Origin of the sequence: Microbispora cellulosiformans (assembly GCF_008728085.1) — a bacterium.
Classification (GTDB): domain Bacteria; phylum Actinomycetota; class Actinomycetes; order Streptosporangiales; family Streptosporangiaceae; genus Microbispora; species Microbispora amethystogenes.
Window position 1 is genome coordinate 546,513 of sequence record NZ_VYTZ01000003.1, and the last position, 23,993, is coordinate 570,505.

The following is a 23,993-nucleotide window of genomic DNA, read 5'->3' on the forward strand; positions in this document are numbered from 1 at the left end:
CGGGGAGAGCGGCGGTCAGCCGGCCGCTGAGGGCGGCCGGGGCCGGGGGCTCAGAGCTTGCGGACGTGCCAGGCCTCCTCGGCGGCGGCCAGCACGCCGTCGAGAGACGCTCCGCCGCCCGCGGCCACGACCGCGGAGACGGCGCCCTCCACGAACGGCACATCGGCGATCACCACCCGGCCGGGGCTCTCCAGCAGCCGGGCGGTCAGCACCGAGCTGCCCAGGTCGGGGATCAGCACGACACCGTCCCCCTGGTCCACCTCCTCGACCGCCGCGCTCACCCGGTCGGGGCTGGTGCCGAGACCGCCGTCCTCGGTGCCTCCGGCCGCCGCCAGCGGCACCTTCGCCCCGCCGATCTGCCTGGCCAGCGCGACCACCTCCGCGGCCAGGCCGCCGCTGTGCGAGATCAGTACGATGCCGACCATTCGTCACTCCTGTGGTCCGTCGTGAACACCTGAGCCGGGCGCGGGGCGCTCACCCTCGGGAGGCGGCGGCCCTGAGCGCGCCGAAGACGAGAGCGGTCGAGGCCGCGCCGGGGTCCTCGTGCCCGACGCTGCGGGGTCCCAGGTAGCTCGCCCTGCCCTTGCGTGCCTGGAGCGGCACCGTGGCCCTGGCCCCCTCCGCCGCCGCCGTGGCCGCCGCCTCCAGGGCCTCCTCCGGCTTCAACCCGTCCCGTACGGCACGGGACAGCGCCGCGGCGGCGGGAGCGAGGGCGTCGACCATCGTCTTGTCGCCCTCCGCCGCCGAGCCGAGGCGCCGTACGCCGGCCAGGGCCGCGTCCACGCCCGTGCTCAGCTCGGCCGGCGAGATCTCGGGAGCCTCGCCGAACGCCTTGCCCATCTCCCGGAAGGCGGTGCCGTAGAGGGGGCCGGAGGCGCCGCCCACCTTGCGGATCAGCGTGGTTCCCACCAGCACGAGGAGCGCGCCGGGGGTCCGCGGCGGGGCGGCGGCCAGCGCCTCGCCGACGGCGGTGAACCCGCGGTCGAGGTTCGTCCCGTGGTCGGCGTCGCCGATCGCGGCGTCCAGTTCGGTGAGGTGGTCGCGCCCGGCCCGTACGGCGGCGGTGACCTCCTCGATCCAGGCGGCGAAGAACTCGGTGTTCACGAAGCGGCTCCCAGGGCGGATCTCAGAGCGGATCTTCAGGGCGGATCTCGGGACGGGTTCAGGGACGGATCCCGGGGGGATCTTCCAGCGGATCACGGCTGGTCGCCAGGACGCGTTCCAAAGCGGCTCCGGGGCGCACACGTCCCCGGCCGGAGGGTGGTCAGCGGCCCCAGCGCAGCGCGGGCGTCTCCACCGGCGCGTCCCACAGCCGGGTGAGCTCGCCGGTCAGCGCGCAGGTCGTCACCATGAACCCCTGCATGTCGAGGCTGGTCACGTAGTTGCCGACCAGGCTGCGCACGACCGTCGCGCCCTTCTCCCGAAGGTACGCCTCCACCTCGGCGAAGACGACGTACAGCTCGATGAGCGGCGTCCCGCCCATGCCGTTGACCATCACCAGCGTGTCGCCGGACGGCGGCAGGTCGTCGCCGATCGCGTCCACCGCGATGCGGGCGATCTCGCGGGCCTCGCCCATCGCGGCGCGGCTGCGGCCGGGCTCGCCGTGGATGCCGATGCCGAGCTCGATCTCCGTCTCGCCGAGCTCGAAGGTGGGCTTGCCCGCCGCAGGGACGGTGCAGGGCGTCAGTGCGACGCCGAAGGACCGGCTCCGCTCGTTGACCTCCCGGGCCACCCGCGCCACCTCGGCGAGGGGCGCGCCGGTCTCCGCCAGCGCGCCGGCGATCTTCTCCACGAACAGCGTGGCCCCGGTGCCCCGGCGGCCCGCCGTGTAGAGGGAGTCGCGCACGGCCACGTCGTCGTTCACCAGCACGGTGGCGACCTCGACGCCCTCGTCGCCGCTGAGCTCGGCGGCCATCTCGAAGTTCAGCACGTCGCCGGTGTAGTTCTTCACGATGTGCAGCACGCCCGCGCCGCCGTCCACGCCCTTGGTGGCCTCGACGAGCTGGTCGGGCACGGGCGAGGTGAAGACCTCCCCGGGGCAGGCCGCGTCGAGCATGCCGTGCCCGACGAACCCGGCGTGCAGGGGCTCGTGCCCGGAGCCGCCGCCGGAGACCAGCCCGACCTTGCCGGGACGGGGACCCGCCGCGCGGAAGACGACGGCGTTCTCCCGGTCCACGCGGAGCGAGGGGTGGGCGGCGGCCATGCCCCGCAGCGCGTCGGAGACGAGCGATCCGGCGCTGTTGATCAGCTTCTTCACAGACGTCTCCCTCGTGCTTGCTCGTGAAGTCGCGGGCCCGGCCGGCCCGTTCCCGACCTTCGTCCGGCCGGACCGGCCGCGTCAAGGGGCCCGCGTCCGTACGGCTCCACTTGTGTAAAGAGAGTCATATGGCGTCCGGGGGGGACGGTATAGGAGGATCAGCAGGGGGTGTCCTGACAGTTGGGAGGCGGAATGTCGGTGTTGCGGGATCTGCTGGACGGCATCCGGGGAGGGGGGATCGACGTCCTCGACCTCACCGCGCCGTTGAGCGAGCGGACACCGATCCTCGCCCTGCCGGAACCGTTCGGCCAGACGGTGCCGTTCACGCTCCAGGAGATCAGCCGGTACGACGAGCGCGGCCCGGCCTGGTACTGGAACAACTTCACGACCGGCGAGCACACCGGCACGCACTTCGACGCGCCGGTCCACTGGGTGACCGGGCGCGACGGCGAGGACGTGTCGCAGATCGCCCCCGCCCGGCTGATCGCCCCCGCGGTCGTGCTGGACTTCAGCGCGCAGTCGGCGGACGACCCCGACTTCCTGCTGGAGATCGACCACGTCAAGGCGTGGGAGTCCGAGCACGGCCCGCTGCCCGACGGCGGCTGGCTGCTCTACCGCACCGGCTGGGACGTGCGCGCCCACGACCAGGGGGAGTTCCTCAACGCCGACGAGACGGGCCCGCACACGCCCGGCATGTCGGCCGACTGCGCCCGGTTCCTCGCCGAGGAGACTCCGATCGCGGGCATCGGCGTGGAGACCGTGGGCACCGACGCGGGCGCCGCGCATTCGTTCGACCCCGCGTTCCCCTGCCACTCGTATCTGCTCGGCGCGGGCAAGTACGGCCTGACCCAGCTGCGCAACCTCGACCGGCTGCCGCCGACGGGCGCGGTGGTGATCGCGGGCCCGCTGCCGATCGTCGGCGGCTCGGGCAGCCCGGTCCGCGTGCTGGCGCTGGTGGAGCGGTGAACGTCGCGGAGGCCGTCGGCGCGATCCTCGCCTCCCTGGGCGTGAGGGCGGCTTTCGGCGTCGTCGGCAGCGGCAACTTCCACGTCACCAACGCACTCGCCGAGCACGGCGTGCGCTACGTCGCGGCGCGGCACGAGTGCGGCGCCGCCACGATGGCCGACGCCTACGCGCGGATGAGCGGCACGGTCACGGTCGTGTCGGTCCACCAGGGGCCCGGCCTGACCAACGCGCTGACCGGCGTCACCGAGGCCGCCAAGAGCCGGACGCCGCTGCTGGTGCTCGCCCCGGAGGTGACCTCGCCCACCTCCAACTTCCGGATCGACCAGGCCGCGCTCGCCGAGGCCGTGGGCGCGCACTGCGCCCGCATCGGGTCGGCCGAGACGGTCCTCGACGACACCGTGATGGCCTTCCTCGCCGCCCTGCTCGGACGGCGCACCGTGGTGCTCAACCTGCCGCTGGACGTGCAGGCCGAGGAGCTTCCCGAGGAGGCCGCCGAGTCCGTACGCGAACTGGTGGCGGGCCGGGGCGGCGCGCACCGCGGCGTGGCGAGCCGCGTCCCCGCGCCCTGGGGGCTCACGTTCCCGCTGGAGCCGCCCCTGGAGCCAGCCGCGGAAACGTCGGCGGAGGAAGGGGAGCCGGAGGGGCTGGCGGCGGAGCCGTCCGACGCGCTCACCCGGTTCGCGCGGCTGCTGGCCGGGGCGAAGCGCCCGGTCTTCGTGGCCGGGCGGGGCGCGAGGGGCGCCCGGCGCGAACTGGAGGCGCTCGGCGAGCAGGTCGGCGCGTTGTTCGCCACCTCGGCGGTCGCCAAGGGCCACTTCCACGGCAGCCCCTGGAACATCGACGTCAGCGGCGGGTTCGCCACCCCGCTCGCGAACGAACTGATCCGCGACGCCGATCTGGTCGTCGGGTGGGGGTGCTCGTTCACCATGTGGACCACCCGGCACGGCACGCTCATCGGGCCGGAGGCCGCGGTCGTCCAGGTGGACCTCGATCCCGACGCCCTCGGCGTCCACCGCGAGGTGGACCTCGGGGTCGTCGGCGACGTCCGCGAGACCGCGCGTGCGGTCACCGCCCTGCTCGCCGGGCCCGGGGGGCGGAGCGAGCCCGCGCCCGGCTACCGCACCCCCGAGATCGCCGCACGGATCGCCCGCGAGGGGCGCTGGCGCGACGTCCCGTACGAGGACACCAGCGCCGGGGGCCGCATCGACCCCCGCACGCTGACGATCGGGCTCGACGACCTGCTCCCGGAGGAGCGCCTGGTGGCCGTCGACTCCGGCAACTTCATGGGCTATCCCTCGATGTTCCTCACCGTGCCCGACGGCAGCGCGTTCTGCTTCACCCAGGCGTTCCAGTCGATCGGGCTGGGCCTCGCCACCGCGATCGGGGCGGCCCTCGCCCGGCCCGACCGCGTGACGGTCGCCGCGCTGGGCGACGGCGGTGCCCTGATGGGCATCGCCGAACTGGAGACGGTCGTCCGGCTCGGCCTGCCGATGATGGTCGTGGTCTACGACGACGAGGAGTACGGCGCGGAGGTGCACCACTTCGCCCCGCACGGGCTCCCGCTCGGCGCCGTCACCTTCCCGCCCGTGGACATCGCCGCCATCGGCCGTGGCTTCGGGTGCGAGGCGGTGACCGTGCGGACGGAGGAGGACCTGGCCGGAGTCGCCGCCTGGTTGAAGGGCCCGCGCGACAAGCCGCTCGTCGTCCACGCGAAGGTCACCGCCGACACGCCCGCGTGGTGGCTGGAGGAGGCGTTCCGCGGCCACTGAGGGGACGACCTCGCGGAACGGGTGCGCGACGCGCTCCCGGGACACGCTCGGGGGGAACGGGCGGCCACGGAAGTTACGCGCGGGTAGGTTACGGTTTCAGGCATGGCTGAGATCGTGTACCCGCCGGTTCTGCGGACCGCCCTGACCGCCTTCAGGCTGCTCGACATCAGGTTCCACATGGAGGGTACGGAGAGGATCCCGCGCAGCGGCGGCGCGGTCCTGGTGAGCAACCACGTCAGCTACCTCGACTTCGTCTTCGCCGGCTTCGCGGCCCACCCCGCCGGGCGGCTGGTCCGGTTCATGGCGAAGAAGGAGGTCTTCGAGCATCCCGTGTCGGGCCCCCTCATGCGCGGCATGCACCACATCCCGGTGGACCGGTCGGCCGGCGCGGGCGCCTACGACGCCGCCGTACGCGCCCTGAAGGACGGTGAGATCGTCGGGAACTTCGCCGAGGCGACGATCAGCAGGTCGTTCACGCTCAAGGAGATAAAGAGCGGCCCGGTCCGGATGGCGGCCGAGGCCGGTGTGCCGGTGATCCCGGTCGCCCTGTGGGGCGGCCAGCGGCTGTGGACCAAGGGCCGGCCCCGCCGGCTGCTGCAGCGGCACGTCCCGATCACGATTCTGGTCGGCGAGCCCATGCACCCGGACGCCGGCGCCGACATCGCCGGGCTCACCGCGGACCTGCGGCGGCGGCTGGCGGACCTGCTCGACGAGGCCCAGCGGACCTATCCCGACCGGCCGGAGGGCGTGTGGTGGCAGCCGGTCCATCTCGGCGGCACCGCCCCCACCCCCGAGGAGGCCGCCGCGCTCGACGCCGCCGACCGCTCCCGGCGGAAGTAGCCCCCACAGGAGAGGCTCGCCGTCGCCGAGAGCCGGTGTGACACCGGGGCGCGAGATATGACCGCTTCCGCAACAAGGCTGTTACGTACAAGTCTTGACCGTTGGTCAGGGGGCGAGGATAACTGGCTCGGGGGCCTCGCAATCGTCACCTTGGAGCCGTGCATGAGCATCGTGCCCTCGTCCCCGCTCGTCGGGCGCGCACCCGAGCTGACGACCCTGATCGACGCGATGACCCGCCCGCCCGCGGTCGTCCTGGTGGAGGGCGAGGCGGGCATCGGCAAGACCCGGCTCGTCCGCGCCGCGCTGGACCGGCTCCCGCGTGGCGACCGCGCCGTCCTGCTCGGCTACTGCCACCAGATTCGCGAGCCCTTCCCGTACGGGCCGGTCTTCGAGGCGCTGCGGGACATCAGGGGACGGCTCCCGGCGCCGCACCGGCTCAACCCGGTCACCGGGGCGCTGCGCGGGCATCTGCCCGAACTGGCCGGCGCGCTGCCGCCGTCGCCGCAGCCGCTGAACGATCCCCGCGCCGAACGGCACCGGGTGTTCCGGGGGATACGCGCACTGCTGACGGCCGTCGGCCCGGCCGTGCTGGTCATCGAGGACCTGCACTGGGCCGACGACGGCACCCGCGACCTGCTGCGGTTCCTCGGCGGCCAGCCGCCCGAGGGCCTCGCGGTCGTGGTCACCCGCAGGCGCGAGGAGGGCGGCCCGCCCGGGCCGCCGCTCGGCCTCGCCTACCGGCACCAGCCGGACACCACGCACCGGGTCGTCCGCCTGGCCCCGCTGGACGCGTCCGGCGTGGGCAGCCTGGCCGGCGCGCTGCTGGAGCGCTCCGACCTGCCGGCCGGGTTCGTCGCGCGGCTGCACGAGCGCACGGCCGGCATCCCGTTCGTGGTGGAGGAGATGGTCCGTTCGATGCCCGGCGTCGAGGAGCCCGACGCCCTGGAACGTGCCGGTGTGCCGCTGCTGCTGCGCGAGGCCATGGCCGAGCAGATGGCCTGCCTGTCCCCGGCGGCGGTGGGCGCGGTGCAGGCGGCGGCGGTGCTGGGGCTCCCTGCGGACGAGAACCTGATCGCGGCGGTGAGCGGCGACTCCGCCGGGCTCGGCGAGGCGCTGCGTGCCGGGGTGCTGCACGAGCACCCCGGCGGCCGGTACGGCTTCCGCCACGCGCTCGCCCAGCAGGCCGTCTACGACGCCGTTCCCGGACCGGACCGCAGGTCGGCGCACGACCGGGCGATGACCGCGCTCGGGGCGATGGAGTCGCCGCCGCTGGTGCAGCTCGCGTTCCACGCCCGGCACGCCGGGGACACCGCGGCCTGGATCGGCCACGGCACGGCCGCCGCCCGGCAGGCCGCCGCGCTCGGCGACACCGCCCTGGCCGTGGAGGTCATCGAGGGGATGCTCGACGATCCCGGGCTGCCCGCCCCGGCCCGTGGCCCGCTCGCCCTCATGCTGAGCCGGCTCGCCGCGACCGGCCTGTCGCACCAGCGGGTGGTACGGCTGCTGCGTCACCTGCTGCGCGGCGAGTTCCTGTCCGGGGACGTGCGCGGCGAGGTGCGCCTGAACCTCGGCCTGGTGCTGTCCAACCAGGCCGGCGACGTCGCCGCCGGACGACCGGAGATGATGGCCGCCCTCGCCGAGCTGAGCGACCGCCCGACGCTGGCGGCGCGCGGCTGGGCCAGCATGGCGATGCCGGAGTGGGGCGACGAGCCGGTGTCGGAGCACGCGGGATGGATGGCCCGCGCCGAGGCGCTCGTCGCCGCCGCCGACAACCCCGAGCTCGCGGCGGCGGTGCTGGCCAACCGGGCCTCCTTCGAGATGACGATCGGCTCCGCCGACGCCTTCGCCGTCGCCGCCCGGCTTCCGGTCGCCGACCCCGTCACGGAGGTGCGGCGGGAGGCCGCCCGGGCGTTCTGCAACCTGCACGACTCGGCGACCACCCTGGGGCTCTACGGGGCGGCCGAGCGGTTCGCCCGGGAGGGCCGCCGGCTCGCGCTGGAGACCGGCGCGCAGTATCCCGCCTATCTCGTCGAGGCCTCGACGATCCGCAGGGAGTGGCTCACCGGCCGCTGGGACGGGCTCCGCGACCGGGCGGCGTCGCTGGGGGAGCTGGCCACCGAGACTCCTCTGATCGCGGTGGACCTCTGGCTGGTGCTCGGCCTGCTCGCCCTGGCGACCGGCGAGTGGGAGGAGGCCCTCAGGCACCTCCACAACGCGGGACTGGACGCGCCGGAGTCGCGGCACGCCCCGGTCGTGGCGGCCGCCGCCGGGGGCCTCGTCGACCTGCACCTCGCCCGCGGCAGGGCGGACGTCGCGGCCACGGAGGCCGAGCGGGCCGTCACCCGGCTGCGCCGCAAGGGCGTCTGGGTGTGGGGCGCGACCCTCGTCCCGTCCGCCGTGACCGCGTTCGCCGCGGCCGGGCGGATGCGGGCGGCGCACGACCTGGCGACCGACTACGCCGGCGGCGTCGCGGGCCGGGTCGCCCCCGCCGCGCACGCCGCGCTCGACGCCGCGCTGGCCGCGCTCGCGTCGGCGGAGGGCCGGCACGCCGACGCCGCCGGGCTGTTCGCCCGCGCCCGACGGGCGTACGCGGTCCTGCCCCAGCCGTACGCCGCGGCGCGGGCGGCGGAGGGCGAGGCGCGGGCCCGGCTCGCCCTGGGGGACGGCGCCGCGACGCCCGCCCTCAGGGAGACGGCCGAGCGGTACGCCCGCCTCGGCGCGACGCACGACGCCGCCCGCTGCCGCCGGCTGCTGCGCGAGATCGGCGTGGAGGTCCGGCTGCCGGGCGGGCGGGGCAGGAAGGCCGGTGGGCTGTCGCAGCGGGAGAAGGAGGTGGCCCGGCTCGTCGCGCTCGGCCGGACCAACCGGGAGATCGCCGATGTGCTGTTCCTGTCGACGCGCACCGTGGAGACCCACGTCGCCACCGTGCTGCGCAAGCTCGGCGTACGCTCGCGGACCCAGATCGCGCCGCCCGCCTGACCACGATCCCCACGGCGGAACGCGAGGACCCCCGGGACCGGTGGGGCCGGTCCCGGGGGTCCTCATGGCCGTCGCTCAGACGGTGATGCTCCACGAGTCGAGATAACCCGTGTCGAGGGTGTACTGGTCCCTGACCTCCAGGGTCCAGGTGCCCGCGGCGGGCTGGGTGACCGCGACCGAGTAGGTGCGGGTGCCGAACGACGTGCAGCTGACGCCGCCGCTGGACTTGACGGTGTACCAGGTGCCGTTCGGGCCCTGGAGCCTGATCCGCAGGTCCTCGGCGCAGGTGTGCGAGATGGTCACGCTGAGCTGGACCGGGGACACCGCGTTACCGCTCGCGGTCGACGTGATCGGGCTGGTGATCGTCGTGAGGTCGTTGATCGTGTAGTCCGTGCCGTTGGTGAACGTGCGTCCGCCGGAGGTGCCCGACACGGTGAGGGTGTAGGTCGCGGTGTGGCCGCCCGACGAGCCGGTGCCCGTGATGGTCACCGGGTAGGTGCCGGAGGGCGTCGACGCGCTGGTGGCGATGGTCAGGGTGGAGGAGCCGCCCGAGGTCACCGACGACGGGCTGAAGGACGCGGTGGCCCCCGACGGAAGCCCGGAGGCGGTGAGGGCGACGGTCTGCGCGCTCCCCGAGGTGGTCGACGTCGAGACGGTCGTGGTGGCCGCCGAGCCGGGAGCCACGGTGCCCGCGGTGGGGCTGAGCGACATCGAGAAGTCGTTGCCCGAGGAACTGCAGCTCGCCTCACCCGACTGAGCCGGCACGCCGGCCGCGCTCCACGCCGCCTTGGTGGTCGCGCACTCGGTGCTGCTCGCGCCGTACAGCTCGACCGCCGCCGCCACGGACGCGGTCCTGACGTTGACGTACTTCCAGGTCGAGGTCTTGCGCTGCAGCGCGCCCATGTAGATCTTGCCGGCCTTCTGGATGCCGATGCCGGTCACCGAGGAGGGGCCGCCCGAGCAGATCGGGCTGCTCGGCTTGCCGCCGCCGGGCGAGGAGCCCTCGGCGAGCAGGTAGAACCAGTGGTTCAGCGGACCGGCCGCGGCGTGCACCTCGGTGCTGGGGATCGACGAGGAGTAGCAGTTGGGGTCGCCGGCGAGCGACGGGTTGTACATGTACCGGATCGGCCCGTCGCCGACGAGGTTGACCAGCTCGCCCACCTGGTAGTCCGGCGCGTCGTTCGGGTTGTTGGCGTACGCCTCGGTGAGCGCGCCGAAGATGTCGCCGGTGCCCTCGTTGATGCCGCCGTTCTCGTTGCCGGAACCGGCGGCGCCGGGGGTGGTCTGGAAGATGGCGTGGCCGAACTCGTGCGCCACCACGTCGATCGAGGTGGCCTGGCGGGCGTTGTCCTGCGAGTGGCCGAAGTTGGTGTAGCTGCCGTTCCAGTACGCGTTGACGTCGGACAGGCCCACACGGGTGGGGAAGCCGCCGCCGCTGCCGTTGATGCCGTTGCGGCCGAGCCAGCTGGAGAGCATGTCCCACTCGCGCTGGACGGCGTAGAGCGCGTCCACGCAGGCGGTCTCGAGGTTCGTCCCGCTGCCGGTGCCCCACGCGTCGTCGGTGCCGGTGTAGGCCGACCCGTTCTGCCCGCCGCACTTGAGGCCGCTGCGGGTGGAGTCGGTCATCGAGTACGACGAGCCGGAGCCGCTGGTGTTGATGGTCACCGTGCCGTAGTAGTAGCCGGTGCCGGTGCCCTCCCTGACCTGGTCGTAGGAGTCGGCGATCTCACCGGTGGCCGCGTCGACGAACACGTGCTGGATGCTCGGATGGCCGGAGGCGAGGCCGGAGACCACGGCCTCCCAGGCCAGGCGCGGCTTGTGGCCCCAGGCCAGGACCACCAGGCGCGGGGCCGCGCTGTCGTCGACCCGGGTCAGCACGGTCTTCGCCGTCTCCGTGGCGCTCGCGGCGCTCACCGACGGCGTGGTCGACACGCCCAGGGTGGTGGCGCCTGAGGCGGCCGAGGTGTCGCGGACGCGTCCGTTGCCGTCGGCGACCACGACCGCGTCGCCGCCCACCATCGGCAGGCCCTTGTACGTGCGCTCGTAGCTGACGTAGTACATGCCGCCGGCGCCCGCCGTCACGGCGCTGCGCCGGTAGCTCTCGTTGGGGGTCACGCGCAGGTCGTCCAGGCCGCTCGCGACGGCCTGGTCGGCCGCGGCCGCGGCGCGCTGCGCCGGGTCGGCCGCGGCGGACCGCACCAGCTCCTGGCTGCCCGGCGGGGGTTTGGCGGCCGCTTCGGTGGTGGGGGCGGCCAGGCCGGCCAGGGCCAGCGCGGCGGCCGTTGCGAGCAGTGCTCCACGCCTCATGGGCGTCGTCCTTTCTCTGCCTCCCACGCCGCGCCCGCGTGGGTGTGCGGGCGACGGCGGTCGCGCCGCCGGGGGAGAGGCCGGGCGGCGGACACGGTGGGATCGGGGGGTGAGGGAGAGAAACGCGTGGTTCCGGGGAAGCGGGGGCGAGGATGGCCCGCCCGCGTCGCCCGGAACCTAGGAAGAGGTCACGTCACGGTGCTCCTTGCTCTGTCGTCGCGGCCGGAGTAGGGGTCCGTAGTGGTGGGCCGGGTCCGGCTGGGGGGTGGCGGCCTCTGCCGTGACGCTAGAGCCGTGATCAGTGCCTGAATATCCGTAGAAGTATCCGTACATATACGGAAAAGCCGGGAAAAGCTGAGCATGCTGCGGGAGATGGGCATGGAGGGACACCGCGCGCAGCAGTGAGACGGGCACGGTGCGGTGAGACAGGCACGGTGCGGTGAGACAGGCACGGTGCGGTGAGACGGCACGGTGCGGTGAGACGGCACGGTGCGGTGAGAGCGCGCTGATACCCGCACGTCCCGGCGGACGTTACTTTCGGACCATGGACCAGATGACCGAGGCGGAGTGGCGCGAGTTCGCGATGGCGGAGACGCGCACGGGCACGCTGGCGATCACCAGGATGGACGGGCGTCCGCACGCGACCCCCGTGTGGTTCGCGTTGGACGGCGGCGACGTGGTCTTCACCACCCACGAGAGCAGCGTCAAGGCCAGGGAACTGCGCCGCGACCCCCGGGCCACCCTCTGCGTGGACGACCAGCGTCCGCCGTACTCGTTCGTGATGATCGAGGGCGAGGCGGCACTGTCGGACGATCTCGACGAGGTGCGGCGGTGGGCGGCCGAGATCGGCGGCCGTTACCTGGGCGAGGAGCACGCGGAGGAGTGCGGCGAGCGGGGCGGCGTCCCCGGCGCCCTCCTCGTGCGCCTGAGCGTGCGCAAGGTCGTCGCCTACAAGGAGATGGCCGCCTGACCCGCGTCCCTCTGACGCGGTGAGGCCGCGGCGCGGGACGTCCGGTCCCGCGCCGCGGCCTCACGCCGCCCCGAGCGCTCTACTCGTCTCCGGAGGCGTCGCCCGTGCCGGGTTCGGCCATGCGGCGGTGCATGGCGGCCTTGGCCCGGTCGGGGGTGATCCTGCTCGCCACGCCTTGGACCTTGTTCGTGAACGAACCGGCGATCACCTTGTCGTCGCCCTTCATCAGCGCGTCGAAGCCCTGCCTCGCGACCTCGGCCGGGTCGTCCTTCGGGCCCGCGCCGACCTTCGTGTCCCGCATGCCGGCCCGCTCGAAGAACTCGGTGTCGGTCGGCCCCGGCATGAGCGAGGTGACGGTGACGCCCGAGTCCTTCAGCTCGCCCCGAAGCGCCTCCGCGAACGAGTGGAGGAACGCCTTGCTCGCGGCGTACACGGCCTCGAACGGTCCCGGCATGAGCGCGGCGATCGAGGAGGTGAACAGGATCCGTCCGGCGCCCCGCGCGGTCATGGCCGCGACGGCGCGCTTGGCGAGATGGACCGACGAGGTGACGTTCAGCTCGATGAGCCCGAGCTCGGCCTCCAGCGACGTGCCGCGGGCGAACTCGCCGCCCACCCCGACGCCCGCGTTGACCGCCACGGCGTCGAGAGGACGCCCGACCGCGACGGTCTCCGTCCACAGCCGTTCGACCTCGTCGTACCGCGTGAGGTCGGCGCGCACCGTGATCACCTGCCCGCCGTACTCCCGCAGCGACTCGGCGGCGCTCGCCAGCTCGTCGTCCTCCGCGGTGACCACCACGTCGAACCCGTGCTGGGCGAACTGCCTGGCGAGCTCGTAACCGATGCCACTGGAGGCGCCCGTCACGAGGGCGAGCTGCCTGTCCGGGGTCGTCATCTGTCCTCCTTCGTTGGTGTTCCGCCCGCCCGGCGCAGCGCGCCGACCGCGAGCGCGAGCGTGGCGCCGTACACGACATGGGCCGCGGCCATGACGGCGGGACGGCCGCGCGCGGGGTCGCGCGAGGCCGGCGGCAGGATGTTCAGCGCGGGCACCCAGCCCTGGTAGGCGCCCAGCCAGACCAGCAGGGCGTAGCCCACCCCGAACCGCACCGTGGGCCTCCGGTTCCCGGTCAGCACGCCGAAGGCCGCGCCGGTCGCGGCCCCGAAGCCCAGGTGCGCGAGGGCGCCGAGGGTTCTCTCCCCGCGCTTGGGCCGGTGCCGGTGGCCCGGCAGGGCCGCTCTGACGATGTGCCGGGGCGGCTGGCCCGGCATCAGCCCGGCCCGCTGCCCGGCGAGCATGACCGCGCTCATCGTGAGCGTGGCCAGCGCGCCGGCCGCGGCGCCCCGGGCGAGTCGGCGTATCACGGAGTCTCCTTTCCGGGGTGTGTCACAGGGTGTGCCACATGGGTGTGGCACAAGGGATCTGCCGAAGGGGTGGCCCGGGCGCGCGTCACAGGCGCTGGGAGAGCCGGTCGGCCAGCGTTCCGGGGTCGTCTACCGTCACCGTCAGCCCCGGGTGGCGCAGCAGCCCGGACGGCTCGCCGCCCCGGACCGGCTCGTGGAACCGTACGCACAGGCCCCGGCGGGCGTTCGTGCCGAAGGTGAGCCCCCGGTCGGCGAGCGACACGTGGACCCCGATCGCCCGGAACGGCGAGTAGGGGCCGGTCGTCTCCACGCCGGCGACGTTGGCCAGCGGAGTCTCGACCACCCAGGGCCCGAAGCGCACGCGCAGGGTGCCCGGGCCCACCAGCACCCCGGCGGTCTCCGGGCGGACGCCCAGGACCGACAGCAGGGGAGCGAACCGGGGATCGAAGTCGAACGTGAAACGCCGTGGCGTGCCCGCGCCGGTGTCCTCGGTCATCGCGTCCCCTCCCGCGTCGTGCCAGAGCCGGTGGGCCGGACGCCTGCCCAGGTCCCTGCCGCAGAGCCGACATACCCCCACGGTCAGCCTCAAACAGGACTCAGCTCGCCCGGCGATGGAGGTGTCGGCCCCTTCCGCTTGAGTCGGATGGACTTTGACACGTTCCAATGAACTATTTCACTGATGCTCGTAACTTTCCATGCAATCGGCGAAAGTTAGTGTGCATCGTTGACAAAGATGAGAGACGCGGCTCACACTTCCGAGAGTCGTCGCGTTAACCGTAGATCACCGCCTCACCGGGTCGGCGCTCGTGGGGTCGGCGTCCGAAGCGCGATGCACTTCTGTCCCGACATAGGAGTGACATGTCCTCACGCACACGATCCGGACTGCGGTCGCGATCGGCCCTCGCCTCCGCTGTGCTCGCGGTGCCGGCCCTGGTGCTCGGCTCCACGGGTCCCGCCGCCGCAGCGGAGTCCGGAGCGGCGCCCGTCCTCGACAATGCCACGTTGTCACCGGTCGCCGAGCCGAACTACAACGGCGCGACGAACACCGCCTACACCCCGTCGACCACCACCGGCACCGGTGGCTGGTTCACCAACGACGAGGTGACGCTGAACCTGTCGGCGACCGACGACGACGTCGTGGCGTCGTTCGTCGTGACGGTGGGCACGGACGCCGCCGTCACGGTGCCGGCCGTGCGGAACGGCAACCGCGGCACGGCGACCTACGTCGTCAGGGGCGACCGCAACAGCACCGTCCGCTACGTCGCGGTCGACGCCGCGGGCAACGCCTCGGCCGCCAAGACGATCAGCGTGCGGATCGACACCAAGCCGCCGGTCGCGGCGTGGCCGGGCGTCGCCGGCGGCAAGGTGGCGCACAGCGCGGCGGCCTCCTCCATCACCCCGACGCGCACCGACCCCACCCCCGGGTCGGGCGGCGCGGCGGTGCGGGACATGTGGATCGACGGCAAGTGGGCATACCCGCTGCCGCTCGACCCGGCCACCCTGTCCGTCGGCGCGCACACCTGGGCGGTCGCTCTCGGAGACGCCGCGAGCAACGGTGCGAAGTACACCCTGACCTTCCAGATCACCACCTCGGTCGGCGACCTCCGGGCCCTGGTCCAGCGGTACGTCACCGCCCGGAAGGTCTCGGCGTCGAACGGCGACCGCCTGCTCGCGCTGCTCGCCCAGGCCGACGCCGGCGGTGACGCCGCGGTGTCCGCCCTGACGAGCTTCGGCGCGCTGGCCGCCCAGGTCGTGCCCGAGGGCTACATGCGCGACTCCCTTGTGAAGGACGCCGCCTACCTGGTGGAGGAGCTGCGCGGCGTCCAGCACCCCGACGTCGCCACCGGCGTCACCGTGAGCGCGGCGGCGGGCATGGACCGCGCCCCCTTCCGGCTCCCGGGCGCGTCCGTGATCAACAAGAAGCCGAAGTTCCGGGTCCTCCTCTTCGGCAACCAGCCGGGCGCCTTCCGGCACGAGCACATCCCGCTCACCATGGCCGTGATCCAGGACCTGGGCCGGACCAACAACTTCGACGTCGACGTGTACGACTACCTCGCCCCCGACGTGTCGGTGCCGAACCCGTTCGAGAGCATCGAGCGCCTGTCGAAGTACGACGTGGTCATCGGTGTCTCCAGCGTCGGCAACGGTGTGTTCTCCACCGCCCGGCCCACCCAGGCCGACCCGAACGTCAAGGTCGACGAGCAGGCCGTGCTCAAGCAGTTCGTCAACCAGGGCGGCGGCTTCGTCGCCCTGCACGGCGCCACCGACTCCATGCACGGGTGGGACTGGTACAAGGGCCTGACCGGCGGCGAGTTCGACAACCACGGCTCCAACGGCAGCGGCCTGCAGAACACCTGCGGCGCCTGCAACATCGGTGAACTGGTCACCGAGGACGACACCAACCCGGCCACCAGCCAGTTCCCCGAGCGGATGAAGCTCGTCGACGAGCTCTACAACTGGGTCGGCCTGCCGCGCCAGAAGACGCACGTCCTGCAGACCCTCAACGAGTCGACCTACGTCGGCAGCATCGGCGCCGGCGCGGGCCGGGTCGAGGGCGCCGACCACCCGATTTCCTGGTGCCAGAACTACGACGGCGGACGCTCCTTCACCCAGGCGCTCCTCCACAACTGGCAGAACACCCTCGACCCGCTGTTCCAGAAGAACATGCTCGAGGGCATCAAGTGGGCCGCCGGCCGCACCGAGGCGAACTGCGTCAGCCACGACGAGGTGCGCAAGCTCGTCGCCGCCGGCACCGCCGACGGTTCCATCGACGCCGGCACGGCCGCCGACCTGAACCAGGCGCTCACCGCGTCGTACAACGCCTACCTGGTGAAGGACTACGCGGACGCGCTCACGCAGGCGACCACCCTCCGGCGTCTGATCGACTCCAGCCAGGGCGGGCGCGCGCACAGCGTGCTCCGGGACCGGGCCCACGAGCTCGTCACCTGGATGAGGAACCTCGACGGCAAGAGCGTCCACCTGGGCTTCGTGTCCCAGCCCAAGACGACGGCCGTGGGCGCCGGCGAGGTCGCGGTCTTCTCCGCGCCGGCCGAGGGCCAGAACGTCGCCTACCAGTGGCAGGTGAAGACGCCGGGCTCGGCCGACTGGGCCGACATGACCGGCGAGACGTCCTTCGCCATCGCCGTCACGGCGGCGCCGGAGGTCTCCGGCTCCGAGTACCGGGTCCGCATCACCGACCCGACCGGCGAGGTCCTCTCCCGCTCGGCCTCCCTCATGGTCAGCGGGCGCTGACCCCCTCCCGGTGGCCCGGGCGCGCGCCGCGCCCGGGCCACCGGCGCCTTTTCCGACCAGACCAGGAGTGATCCATGCGCCAGGCCCTCGCCCGGGTCGCACTCGCCGTGACGTCGCTCGCGTTCTGCGCCGCGTGCGGCGGCGCCACGTCCGCCGCTCCATCCGCGGCCTCCTCCGCCGCCGTGCCCGCGGCCGGTACGGCGGAGTCTCCGGTCACGTGCGACCTGCGGCCGCGGACGGCCCCCGGCGAGACGACCTCCTGGACGCATCCGGCCAAGTCCTTCTACGACCCCTCCGACGAGGACATCCCCAGCAGGACGAGCCTCGATCACCTGCTCGTCAAGGACGACGCCCTGGTGATCGAGTATTCGGCCCGGCTCCCCGAGGCGTCGCTGAAGGCGCTGCGCGAGTGGACCTACCTGCAGACCGCGACCGTGGCCCTGCCGGGACCGGACACCCCGGCGGTGCGGGCCGTGATCGCCTCGACCGAACTGGTCTGCGACGGCGTGGACACGGTGCGGCTGTCGGACCTGGCCCGCGACCGGACCTTCGGCCAGGTCGCCGATCACGGTGAGGCGGGATGACCGGCGCGGTCGGAAAGAGTCCCGCGTCCCACATTGGCACGCGAATTCGCGTTCCCGCCGAGTGACAAGCCACGCGCGCCTGGTGAGAAACTTATCGGGTGGATACATCGGTCCCAGGCCGCCCCGAAACGAAACTGCAGGCCAGAATACTCACGCGATTACGTGATGCCGGTCCTCGATCCCGCATTGAGCTGGTGGACCACTTCGAAGTGTCACGTACGACGATGGGGGCGGAACTCGGCCGGTTGACGGCCCTGGGCCTTATTGCCGAAATCGGCCCGGCCGCATCCCGCGGAGGGCGGCGTTCGACCGTCATCGATATCGCGGGCGACATCAGATTCGTCGCGATCGCCGTGGACACCGGCGCGGTGTCCGTCGCGATCACGGACGGCAGGCTGCGGATCGTCGCGTTCGAACGCACCGAATGCGACGTGCGCCAGGGTCCCGAACCGGTGCTCGAACTCGCGGCCGAACGCGCTCGCGGGCTACTCGCCAAGGCGGGAGTGGAGCAACCCCTCGGAGTCGGGGTCGGCGTTCCCTGCCCGGTCGACTTCCGCCGCGGAATCACCGTGGCGACGCCGGTCATGCCGGGATGGGACGGATACCCCGTTCGCGATCTTCTCGCCCGGTGGTTCGAATGCCCGGTCGTGCTGGACAACGACGTCAACGTCATGGCCCTCGGCGAACAACACGCGGGCGCGGCGCGCACGGTCGAGAACTTCCTGTTCGTCAAAATCGGCGCCGGCGTCGGCTGCGGAATCGTGGCGAAAGGCGAGCTCTATCGCGGCATGGACGGCTGCGCCGGAGACATCGGACATATCCAGGTCGCCGACTCCGACGCGGTCTGCGCCTGCGGCAACAGCGGATGCCTGGAGGCGACCTTCGGCGGCGAGGCGCTGGCCCGCGACGCCCTCGAAGCGGTCAGGTCGGGGCGTTCGCCCATGCTCGGGGAGCTTCTCGAACGCGACGGGACGCTGAGCGCCGCCGCGGTGGCCGAGGCGGTGGCCGCCGGCGACGCCACGTCCCTCCAGCTGGTGCGCACCGGCGGCCGGCGTGTGGGCGAGGTGCTGTCGGGCCTGGTGTCGTTCTTCAACCCGAGCCTCATCGTGCTGGGCGGCGGGCTCGCGGTGCTGGGCCACGTCCTGCTCGCCGAGATCCGCAGCGTCATCTACCGGCGCTCGCTGCCCCTGGCGACCAAGAACCTGCCCATCGTGCTGAGCGATGTGGGCGAGCACGCCGCGGTCATCGGCGCGGCCAGGCTCGTGAGCGACGAGGCGTACGGCGTGCCCCGCTGAGCCGTGCGTGTCCCGCTGCGTGTCCCGCTCGGCCGCGCGTGCCGGACGTGTGCCGGACACACGGAGCCCCGGCTCACCGGCCGGGGCTCGCGATCGACTGCCGCACGGCGGCCCGCGTCAGTCGGTGCTGATCGCGTCGACGAGGTCGCCGACGGGCACGTCGGGCAGGGCGCGGGCCACGTCGGCCAGCGCGATGATGCCCACCAGCTTGTTGCCGTCGATGACGGGCAGGCGGCGGACCTTGTGCGAGGCCATCGTGTCGAGGATCTCGGCCGCGTCGTCGTCGGCGCCGATCGTGACGGCCTCGCCCTGGGCGAGCTCACCGGCCTGGCACGACCGGGGGTCCTTGCCCCGGGCGAGCACCTTCACGACGATGTCGCGGTCGGTCAGCACGCCCTTGAGCCGTTCGTCGGCGCCGCAGATCGGCAGCGAGCCCACGTCGAGGCGGGCCATCTTCTCCGCGGCGTCGTAGACGGTCTCGTCGGCGCGCACGAACTCCGCCCAGGGGGTCATGATGTCGCGAGCGGTCGTCATGCCTTCTCCTCTCCTCGATGTGCCTGCCGCGGCCGGGGCTCCCGCTGGCCGGGGGATCCAGGCCGTCTACCCCCGACCGCGCCACGTACACGGCCGCTTTCGGAATCACACGTGACGGAGATTGGTTTCGACGACGAGGGCTACGCCGGCGGCTTCAGCAAGGCCGACATCGAGGAACTGCTGGAGTCGCTCGACAGCAACTACCTCGGCTGGTCCGGCGCCATGGCACCCGTGATCATGGGCAACCCGGACCGCCCCGAGCTGTGGGGCCGGGCTGACCAACAGCTTCTGCCGGACCGACCCGGAGATCGCCAAGCGGTTCGCGACGGTGACGTTCATGTCCGACAACCGTGCCGACCTGGCCCGGGTGCCGGTGCGCTGCCTCATCCTGCAGTGCGCCCAGGACGTGATCGCCCCGGAGGAGGTCGGCAGGTTCGTCCACGAGTCGATCCCCGGCAGCGAGCTGGTGCTCATGCGGGCGACCGGGCACTGCCCCAACCTGAGCGCGCCCGACGAGACCATCGCGGCGATCAAAATGTGGTGCTTGAGGACCGTGAGCGGTGCGTTGCCCACGCTTCCGGCAAGGCGGGCCGCACCCTGAAGTGCCCGCTCCACGGAGGTACCAGCGGACGGGAACGCTGCATATCTCGCTGGGATCCGCTCCGGGACGCCCTTCAGTACGGTTGGCGGAAGACCTGACGATCACGACCATGGTCCGCTCCGCCACCGGCACGATCGAGCGCCCCGGCCGGAACATGCGGCAGAAGGCCGGACTGAACCGCGCCGTCACCTGGCAGGCGTGGGGCCGCACGGTCACCCCTTCTGCCTGTTCGCGGCGACGGACCGCCGGCAGTACGAGCGCGGACTGCTGCGCGCCCGCCAGCGGGCCGAGTGGTCGGAGGCGGAGGCGCGGGAGCTGGCCCGCACACTGCAGCGCGGCTTCATCCCCCCCGGTCCTGTCGGAGATCCCGGGACTCCAGGTCGCCGGGGCGTTCCGGCCCGCCGGGCGCGGAGACCTGGTGGGCGGCGACTTCTACGACATGTACGAGATCGCCGGCGGCTGGGCGCTCGCCGTCGGCGACGTGTGCGGCAAGGGGGTGGACGCCGCCGTCGTCACCAGCCTGGCCCGCTACACCCTGCGGGCCGGTGGGCGAGCGGGGACGCGGTCGGCGAGATCGGGTGGCCGGGCAACGTCCTCGGCCTGCTGCCCAGGGTCAGGCTGACCGACGTCGACGTCGACCTCGCCCCCGGCGACGCGGTTCTCTTCTACACCGACGGCGTCGTCGAGGGACGCAGGGACAAGGAGATGTACGGCGAGGAGCGGCTGCGGCGCCTGCTCGGCGCCTCCCGCGCCATGGGGGCGGCGGGGATCGCCGAGGCCGTCGTGAACGAGGCGGTCGCCTTCCAGTCCGGGCTGCCCCGCGACGACATCGCCGTCGTCGTGCTCAAGATCCCCACCTGATCCCCGGCGGCGCTCCCTCGCCCTCGGCCCCACGCGGCCGTCCGGATGCCCTGAGCGGACGCGCGGGTCCCTGTGCTTCACTGTGGATCATGCGAGGAACACCGGTCCGGCACGCGCGGGCGGCGGCGGCCCGCTGGGTTGCCGCCGAGGCCGCCCCCGCCGCCGACTTCGCCGGGGCCTTCCTGACCGGCTCGGCGGCCTGGGCCGATCCCGGCGCGGTGCTGCCGCCCACCTCGGACGTCGACGTGGCGGTTGTCGTCACCGACCCTGTCGCGCCCCCCAAACTCGGCAAGATCCCGTTCGAGGGCGTGCTCGTGGAGGTCACGTACCTGTCCTGGAACCAGATCGCCTCGGCGCGGGACGTACTGGCCTCCTGCCACCTGGCGGGCGCCTTCCGCTCCGACGACCCCGCGACCCTGATCGCCGACCCGACCGGGCGGCTGGCCCGCCTGCGGGCCGCCGTTTCGGCGGGCTTCGCCGAACGGCGGTGGGTCCGCCTGCGGTGCGAGGACGCCGAGCGCAGGATCACCGGCGGCCTCGCGTCGCTCCACCCGGACGGGCCGTTCCACGACCAGGTCACGGCCTGGCTGTTCCCCGCGGGGATCACGACGCACGTGCTCCTCACCGCCGGTCTGCGCAACCCCACCGTACGGCTGCGCTACCCGGCCGTCCGCGACCTGCTCCACGCGTACGGCCGGACGGACGTCTACGAGGAACTGCTGGGCCTGCTCGGCTGCGCGCACCTGACCCGCGAGCGGATCGGCGCCCACCTCGTCTCGATGACGAGCGCCTTCGACGCGGCGGCGGCCGTGGCCCGCACGCCGTTCCCCTTCTCCTCCGACATCACCGAGGCGGCCCGGCCGGTCGTCGTGGACGGCAGCCGCGACCTCCTCGTGCGGGGCCTGCACCGCGAGGCCGTCTTCTGGATCGCCGCGACGTACGCCCGGTGCCTGAAGATCCTCGCGGCGGACGCGCCGGGGGAGACCGGCCACGTGTCGGGGCACGTGGCGGGGTTCGCGGACCTGGCGGCCGATCTGGGCGCCGGTTCGCCGGACGCGCTGCGCCGCCGGGCCCGCGAGGTGACGGCGTACCTTCCCCGCCTGCGCGCCGTCGCGGAGGAGATCATCGCGGCGAACCCGGCGATCCGCTGACCGGTCAGCCCGGCGTGGGCGGCGCGCCCGTGGGCAGCGGGGTCGGCGAGCGGGTGGGCGAGGGAGCGGGCGACGGCTCCGGCACTCCGGGCCAGGGAGAGTAGGTCGCCCTCCACTCGCCCGGCGGGAGGATCGGCACGTTCACCCGCGTCTCGCCCGCGTTCTGGAAGCGGAACGTCATGGGGATCACGGCGCCGGCGGTCAGCGGGCGGGTGAGGCCGGCGAGCAGCACCTGGGGGAGCGCCGTGCCGCCGACGTACTTCCCGCCGGGCACCTCCAGGCCGCCGGCCGGCAGGCGGGCCTCCCGGAAGACGCCGCCGGTGTCCACCGACACGAGCCGGTCGGAGCGCCCGCTCTCGTTCAGCAGCGTCAGGTACATCGGCATGTCGGCGCCGGGCGCGGCCGGTGTCTGCGGGCCGATGACGAACGCGTTGCGGAGCAGCACTCCGGGCAGGTTCGCGTTCGCCCCCTCGTTCTGCGGGATCGTCTGGGTGTACCAGTCCTGCTTGATGTCGGAGCAGGCGGCGGTCAGGGCCGCGGCCCCGACGAGAAGAGCTGCCAGGAACTTACGCATGTCGACCTCGGCTCGCTCGCGGAGCGTCTTTCGCCCTCGGTACCCGAAATCGCGCCCCCTACCTCCCGGAACCTCCCCACGTCGGGCAGCGGCCTGACATCAGGCCTCAGACATCGGCTACGCCGGCCGCGTCCACCACGCTGTCGTTCCACCGCTGGAGGTAGTCGGAGATGGGTCGCAGCGCGGTGACGAGATCGGCTCCTTGCGGCGAGAGGCGGTAGCGCACCGAGACAGGGGTCGTGGGGATGACCGTACGGTCGACCAGCCCCGCGCTCTCGAGTTGCTTCAGGCGGACGGAGAGCATGCGCGCGGAGATGCCGCCCACCGACGCGGCGATCTCGGTGAACCGCTCGGAGCCGCGGGCCAGCGCCAGCAGGATGCCGGCCGCCCAGCGCTGGCCGACGAGCTCCAGGGTATGGCTGGCACGGCGGCATTCGGTCGCGTCGCTCTGTTCCCACGGGGAGGACGGCGGGTGCGTACCCGGACAAGTCACTTACCCAACGTAAGCCGATTCTGCGTGCTGGACAACTTACTTTTGGTAAGTCGGTTACGGGGCGTTTGTGCTTTCCGGCGGGCGTCGGCAGCCTTGAGTCATGCCCGGCGCCGCCCGGTCGCAGCTCGTGGCTTCGACCCCGCGGCGAGACCGCCCCAGTCACACCACCATGGAGGAAAGATGAAAGCCGTCGTGTACCGCGAGATCGGTGATCCCTCCGTCCTGCGACTCGTCGAGCGTGACGTGCCCGAGCCCGGGCCCGGCGAGGTCCGTATCCGCATCCACGCCTCCGGTATCAACCCGACCGACTTGAGGGCACGCTCCAGCGACATGTGGCCGATGCCGTATCCCGAGGTGACCCCGCACCACGACGGCGGCGGCGTGATCGACGCGGTCGGTCCGGGCGTCGAGGCGTTCGCGCCCGGCGACCGGGTGTGGGTGATGACGGCGGGGTTCGGCTACAACACCGGCACCGCCCAGGAGTTCACCGTCGTACCCGCGTCCTGGGTACGGCCGCTGGCGGAGGACGCGTCGTTCGAGTTAGGCGCGTCGCTCGGGGTGCCCGCGCTCACCGCGCACTGGGCGCTCACCGTCGCCGAGGGCGGTCCGCGGCGCCTTGCCCCCAAGGCGCTGGACGGCTGCACCGTGCTGGTGGCCGGCGGGGCGGGCGCGGTCGGGCACGCCGCGATCCAGCTCGCCCGATGGAGCGGCGCCACCGTGATCACCACGGTCAGCGGGCCGGAGAAGGCGGCGCTGGCCACCGCGGCCGGCGCGCACCACGTGGTCAACTACCGAGAGGGCGACCCGGCGGCCGAGATCCGCGCGGTCGCGAAGGACGGCGTGGACGTCATCGTGGAGGTCGCCGTGGCGAAGAACATCGATCTCGACCTGGCGGTGCTCAAGAACGGCGGCACGGTCGCGGTCTACGCCGACGACAGCCCCACGGTGGAGCTGGACATCCTGCGGAGCCTGCAGCTCAACGCCCGGTTCCAGTTCCTCCTGCTCTTCACCAGCGCCGAGCGGATGGCGATCGCGGCCGACGACGTCATGGCGGCGGTGCGGGACGGCGCGATGGGAGTGGGCGAGGAGCACGGGCTGCCGGTGATTCGCTTCCCGCTGGCCGAAACCGCCGCCGCGCAGCTCGCCCTGCAGAACGGTGCGGTGGGCAAGGTGATCGTCGACCCCACGGCGTGACGGTCCG

24 protein-coding genes are annotated in these 23,993 nt (G+C 73.0%); 13 read left to right on the plus strand and 11 right to left on the minus strand.

All coding sequences use genetic code 11. From position 1 onward, the window contains the following. Nucleotides 1–50: 50 nt before the first annotated feature. The 3 genes from dhaM to dhaK all read right to left on the minus strand — a co-directional run bounded on the left by dhaM (nucleotide 51) and on the right by dhaK (nucleotide 2,257). On the minus strand, nucleotides 51–425 hold the full coding sequence (dhaM, locus tag F5972_RS10505; protein WP_150933214.1) for a dihydroxyacetone kinase phosphoryl donor subunit DhaM: 375 nt from the start codon (nucleotides 423–425) through the stop codon (nucleotides 51–53). A gap of 49 nt (nucleotides 426–474) precedes the next feature. Continuing rightward, nucleotides 475–1,104 carry a dihydroxyacetone kinase subunit DhaL gene (gene dhaL, locus F5972_RS10510; protein WP_150933216.1) on the minus strand — a complete coding sequence of 210 codons (630 nt, stop codon included), beginning with the start codon at nucleotides 1,102–1,104 and terminating at the stop codon, nucleotides 475–477. Between the two features lie 160 nt (nucleotides 1,105–1,264). Beyond that, nucleotides 1,265–2,257: a dihydroxyacetone kinase subunit DhaK gene (gene dhaK / locus F5972_RS10515; protein ID WP_150933217.1), complete on the minus strand. Its 993-nt coding sequence runs from the start codon at nucleotides 2,255–2,257 to the stop codon at nucleotides 1,265–1,267. A 192-nt stretch (nucleotides 2,258–2,449) separates the two neighbouring features. On the opposite strand from dhaK, the gene F5972_RS10520 reads away from it, so the two are divergent. From F5972_RS10520 to F5972_RS10535, 4 genes are all read left to right on the plus strand, one after another. Then, the gene (locus F5972_RS10520; protein ID WP_150933219.1) at nucleotides 2,450–3,223 is read left to right on the plus strand and encodes a cyclase family protein; all 774 of its coding nucleotides are present in this window, start codon (nucleotides 2,450–2,452) and stop codon (nucleotides 3,221–3,223) included. After that, nucleotides 3,220–4,992 (plus strand): thiamine pyrophosphate-binding protein, encoded by a 1,773-nt coding sequence (locus F5972_RS10525; RefSeq protein ID WP_150933222.1) that lies wholly within the window; start codon nucleotides 3,220–3,222, stop codon nucleotides 4,990–4,992. The genes F5972_RS10520 and F5972_RS10525 overlap by 4 nt, the downstream gene beginning before the upstream one ends. Nucleotides 4,993–5,094: 102 nt before the next feature. Continuing rightward, a complete protein-coding gene (locus tag F5972_RS10530; protein WP_150933224.1) occupies nucleotides 5,095–5,832 on the plus strand; it encodes a lysophospholipid acyltransferase family protein in 738 nt (245 codons plus the stop codon). 162 nt (nucleotides 5,833–5,994) lie between these two features. Beyond that, a complete protein-coding gene (locus F5972_RS10535) occupies nucleotides 5,995–8,811 on the plus strand; it encodes an ATP-binding protein (protein ID WP_150933226.1) in 2,817 nt (938 codons plus the stop codon). A 75-nt stretch (nucleotides 8,812–8,886) separates the two neighbouring features. Here F5972_RS10535 and F5972_RS10540 read toward each other — a convergent pair whose 3' ends face one another. Beyond that, entirely contained in the window at nucleotides 8,887–11,118 is a 2,232-nt protein-coding gene (locus F5972_RS10540) for a M4 family metallopeptidase (RefSeq protein ID WP_150933227.1), read from the minus strand. A 544-nt stretch (nucleotides 11,119–11,662) separates the two neighbouring features. Here F5972_RS10540 and F5972_RS10545 point away from each other — a divergent pair. Continuing rightward, nucleotides 11,663–12,088 carry a PPOX class F420-dependent oxidoreductase gene (locus tag F5972_RS10545; protein WP_150933229.1) on the plus strand — a complete coding sequence of 142 codons (426 nt, stop codon included), beginning with the start codon at nucleotides 11,663–11,665 and terminating at the stop codon, nucleotides 12,086–12,088. 79 nt (nucleotides 12,089–12,167) lie between these two features. Here the strand turns inward: F5972_RS10545 and F5972_RS10550 are convergent, their stop codons facing one another. From F5972_RS10550 to F5972_RS10560, 3 genes are all read right to left on the minus strand, one after another. Further along, nucleotides 12,168–12,980 (minus strand): SDR family NAD(P)-dependent oxidoreductase, encoded by an 813-nt coding sequence (locus F5972_RS10550; protein ID WP_150933231.1) that lies wholly within the window; start codon nucleotides 12,978–12,980, stop codon nucleotides 12,168–12,170. Next, nucleotides 12,977–13,447 carry a DUF6789 family protein gene (locus F5972_RS10555; RefSeq protein WP_150933233.1) on the minus strand — a complete coding sequence of 157 codons (471 nt, stop codon included), beginning with the start codon at nucleotides 13,445–13,447 and terminating at the stop codon, nucleotides 12,977–12,979. The genes F5972_RS10550 and F5972_RS10555 overlap by 4 nt, the downstream gene beginning before the upstream one ends. A gap of 85 nt (nucleotides 13,448–13,532) precedes the next feature. Continuing rightward, complete coding sequence (locus F5972_RS10560; protein ID WP_150933234.1) at nucleotides 13,533–13,943, minus strand: hypothetical protein; 411 nt, start codon at nucleotides 13,941–13,943, stop codon at nucleotides 13,533–13,535. A 362-nt stretch (nucleotides 13,944–14,305) separates the two neighbouring features. Between F5972_RS10560 and F5972_RS10565 the strand changes: the two genes are divergently transcribed. The 3 genes from F5972_RS10565 to F5972_RS10575 all read left to right on the plus strand — a co-directional run bounded on the left by F5972_RS10565 (nucleotide 14,306) and on the right by F5972_RS10575 (nucleotide 18,578). Continuing rightward, complete coding sequence (locus tag F5972_RS10565; RefSeq protein ID WP_150933236.1) at nucleotides 14,306–16,699, plus strand: ThuA domain-containing protein; 2,394 nt, start codon at nucleotides 14,306–14,308, stop codon at nucleotides 16,697–16,699. Between the two features lie 74 nt (nucleotides 16,700–16,773). Next, nucleotides 16,774–17,283, plus strand: a complete 510-nt coding sequence (locus F5972_RS10570) for a hypothetical protein (protein WP_150933238.1) — start codon at nucleotides 16,774–16,776, stop codon at nucleotides 17,281–17,283. A 194-nt stretch (nucleotides 17,284–17,477) separates the two neighbouring features. Next, on the plus strand, nucleotides 17,478–18,578 hold the full coding sequence (locus tag F5972_RS10575; protein WP_225311324.1) for an ROK family protein: 1,101 nt from the start codon (nucleotides 17,478–17,480) through the stop codon (nucleotides 18,576–18,578). A 117-nt stretch (nucleotides 18,579–18,695) separates the two neighbouring features. On the opposite strand, the gene F5972_RS10580 is transcribed toward F5972_RS10575, so the two are convergent. Both F5972_RS10580 and F5972_RS37975 read right to left on the minus strand, forming a co-directional pair. Then, nucleotides 18,696–19,112 (minus strand): CBS domain-containing protein, encoded by a 417-nt coding sequence (locus tag F5972_RS10580; RefSeq protein ID WP_150933242.1) that lies wholly within the window; start codon nucleotides 19,110–19,112, stop codon nucleotides 18,696–18,698. Between the two features lie 105 nt (nucleotides 19,113–19,217). Continuing rightward, nucleotides 19,218–19,451, minus strand: coding sequence for a hypothetical protein (locus F5972_RS37975; RefSeq protein ID WP_225311325.1), 234 nt, complete (start codon nucleotides 19,449–19,451; stop codon nucleotides 19,218–19,220). Here F5972_RS37975 and F5972_RS37980 point away from each other — a divergent pair. The 4 genes from F5972_RS37980 (at nucleotide 19,450) to F5972_RS10595 (ending at nucleotide 21,725) form a co-directional block, all read left to right on the plus strand. Continuing rightward, nucleotides 19,450–19,713, plus strand: a complete 264-nt coding sequence (locus F5972_RS37980) for an alpha/beta fold hydrolase (RefSeq protein WP_225311326.1) — start codon at nucleotides 19,450–19,452, stop codon at nucleotides 19,711–19,713. The genes F5972_RS37975 and F5972_RS37980 overlap by 2 nt on opposite strands. Before the next feature lie 439 nt (nucleotides 19,714–20,152). Further along, nucleotides 20,153–20,335: a SpoIIE family protein phosphatase gene (locus F5972_RS39315; protein WP_225311358.1), complete on the plus strand. Its 183-nt coding sequence runs from the start codon at nucleotides 20,153–20,155 to the stop codon at nucleotides 20,333–20,335. Further along, nucleotides 20,287–20,574, plus strand: a complete 288-nt coding sequence (locus tag F5972_RS37990; RefSeq protein WP_225311359.1) for a PP2C family protein-serine/threonine phosphatase — start codon at nucleotides 20,287–20,289, stop codon at nucleotides 20,572–20,574. Before F5972_RS39315 ends, F5972_RS37990 begins: the two co-directional genes overlap by 49 nt. 89 nt (nucleotides 20,575–20,663) lie before the next feature. Beyond that, on the plus strand, nucleotides 20,664–21,725 hold the full coding sequence (locus F5972_RS10595; protein WP_150933245.1) for a hypothetical protein: 1,062 nt from the start codon (nucleotides 20,664–20,666) through the stop codon (nucleotides 21,723–21,725). A 4-nt stretch (nucleotides 21,726–21,729) separates the two neighbouring features. Here F5972_RS10595 and F5972_RS10600 read toward each other — a convergent pair whose 3' ends face one another. Next, complete coding sequence (locus F5972_RS10600; RefSeq protein ID WP_150933246.1) at nucleotides 21,730–22,299, minus strand: copper chaperone PCu(A)C; 570 nt, start codon at nucleotides 22,297–22,299, stop codon at nucleotides 21,730–21,732. Nucleotides 22,300–22,405: 106 nt separating this feature from the next. Next, a complete protein-coding gene (locus F5972_RS10605; RefSeq protein ID WP_150933247.1) occupies nucleotides 22,406–22,792 on the minus strand; it encodes a winged helix-turn-helix transcriptional regulator in 387 nt (128 codons plus the stop codon). 180 nt (nucleotides 22,793–22,972) lie between these two features. Here F5972_RS10605 and F5972_RS10610 point away from each other — a divergent pair, with 180 nt between their 5' ends. Further along, the gene (locus F5972_RS10610; RefSeq protein WP_150933249.1) at nucleotides 22,973–23,986 is read left to right on the plus strand and encodes an NADPH:quinone reductase; all 1,014 of its coding nucleotides are present in this window, start codon (nucleotides 22,973–22,975) and stop codon (nucleotides 23,984–23,986) included. The last annotated feature ends 7 nt before the right edge of the window (nucleotides 23,987–23,993 follow it).